The sequence below is a fragment of the Mesorhizobium sp. M2A.F.Ca.ET.037.01.1.1 genome (assembly GCF_003998075.1).
In the GTDB taxonomy this organism is placed as follows: Bacteria; Pseudomonadota; Alphaproteobacteria; order Rhizobiales; family Rhizobiaceae; genus Mesorhizobium.
Window position 1 is genome coordinate 1 of record NZ_RZSA01001108.1, and the last position, 1,992, is coordinate 1,992.

Below are 1,992 nucleotides of genomic sequence, written 5' to 3' on the forward strand. Positions count from 1 at the left end.
GCCGTGCACCGGCTGGCCGAGCAGGACATGTGCCGCATCCATCTCTTGACGCTCGATGGCCGCGCCATCGGCTGCCTGGTTGTCTTCGTCGAGGCCGGCGTCGCCTACACCTGGAAGACGGCCTATGACGAGACGCTCTCCGACTATTCGCCGGGCACGCTGCTGATGATCGAGGTGACCAAGCAGCATCTCGACGATCCCAACATCGTCATGACCGATTCCTGCGCGGTTCCGGACCATCCGGTGATGAGCCGCCTGTGGAGCGAGCGCAAGCCGATGGGCACGCTGGTGGTCGGGCTGACGCCGGACGCCGACCGGCTGGCCCGCCAGGCGGCCTCGCAACTGCACCTCTATCGCGAGACCCGCAACATGGCGCGCCTGCTGCGCAACCGCATGCGGAGCCTGTTGAAAAGGCGCTAGATGGGTGGCGAAACACCGGCTATGGCTTGCGGCGGCCGAGCCCGGCCGGCCTTCACTACAAAGCACTTCCAAATGATCGATACTGTCCTGCGCTTCGCTCGCCTTTGTGCGCCGCTTGTCCCGCTCGCCATGTTTCCGGATCGAGCCTCGGCCGACACCTGCCCGGAGGATTGCTCCGATGCGCCGCCTCCCCCGATCAACATCTACAGCCAGACCACGCTCGGCCATCTGAGCCCCGCCACGGCAGGCGCCCTGCCGCGCGTTTATGTGCCCAACCGCTCTTCCAACAGCGTCTCGGTGATCGACAGCGTAACGCTCAAGGAAGTCGACCGCTTCAAAGTCGGCAGCAAGCCGCAGCACGTCGTGCCGTCCTGGGATTTGAAGACGCTGTGGGTTGCCAACAACGGCACCGGCAAAAACGGCAGCCTGACGCCGATCGACCCGATGACCGCCAAGCCCGGCCAGCAGGTCCCGGTCGACGATCCCTACAACCTCTATTTCATGCCGGACGGCAGCGCGGCCATCGTCGTCGACGAGGCATTGCAGCAGCTCGATTTCCGCGACCCGCACACCATGGCGCTGAAATCGAGCCTGCCGACGCCGACCTGCCTTGGCATCAACCATGCCGATTTCTCGGTCGACGGCTCCTATGCGATCTTCACCTGCGAATATGGCGATGGCGGCCTGGCCAAGATCGACCTGAAGAACCAGAAGGTGCTCGGCCATCTCGACCTGTCCAGGATGGGCATGCCGCAGGACATCCGCCTGTCGCCCGACGGCAAGGTCTTTTACGTCGCCGACATGATGAATGACGGCGTATTCCTGATCGACGGCGACAGTTTCAAGGAAATCGGCTTCATCCCCACCGGCATCGGCACGCACGGCTTCGTCGTCAGCCGCGACGGCAAGCGGCTCTATGTCTCGAACCGCGGCTCGCACAAAATGGAGCAGGGCAAGGCCAAGGGTCCGGGCAGCGTGACGGTGATCGACTTCGCCACCCGCGCCGTGGTCGCGCAATGGCCGATCCCCGGCGGCGGCAGCCCCGACATGGGCAATGTCAGCGCCGACGGCAAGCAGCTATGGCTCTCCGGCCGCTTCGACAGCGACGTGTATATGATCGACACGACGAGCGGCGCCGTGACGAAAATCCGCGTCGGCCTAGAGCCGCATGGGCTCACCGTATGGCCGCAGCCGGGGCGCTACTCGCAAGGGCATACGGGCAATATGCGGTAGGGAGGCTGGACGCCGCCAATAGACTCAACGCAGCCGGCATTGTGTAGTCGACCTGCACGATCCTTTGAACGTCACGCCTGCCATTTTGCAGAGCGTCTGAATGTCGGGAAGCGGGAATTGCAGCTTATGATGTGCGCGCCAAATGCCTGCCACGCTCGCGCCGATCGTTCCAAGCCTGAAACGCATACTTCAAAATATCGACACGGACGGCTCTGACCTCTCCAGCGTATCTATCGCGCAGCCTGCCTGGTTCAGCTCGGATCGTAAATTCCCCTGGCCTTGATGCCGATCAAAGGGGCTCGCGGCCTTCTTCGCTATCAATCCGTGAAGATAGAGAAC

The 1,992-nt window shown here is 63.2% G+C and carries 2 protein-coding genes; both read left to right on the plus strand.

Features of this window, described 5'->3' with window-relative positions; translation table 11 throughout:
* The coding region (locus EOA27_RS33965) for a GNAT family N-acetyltransferase (RefSeq protein WP_145970738.1) at positions 1 to 420 on the plus strand (420 nt) is incomplete at its 5' end.
* Between the two features lie 72 nt (positions 421 to 492).
* Positions 493 to 1,653: a YncE family protein gene (locus EOA27_RS33970; protein WP_126081066.1), complete on the plus strand. Its 1,161-nt coding sequence runs from the start codon at positions 493 to 495 to the stop codon at positions 1,651 to 1,653.
* Positions 1,654 to 1,992 lie beyond the last annotated feature (339 nt).

Bases quoted from the DNA above. Each gene is read 5' to 3' on its own strand.
- EOA27_RS33970 (WP_126081066.1), top strand. From the start codon at position 493: ATGATCGATACTGTCCTGCGCTTCGCTCGCCTTTGTGCGCCGCTTGTC.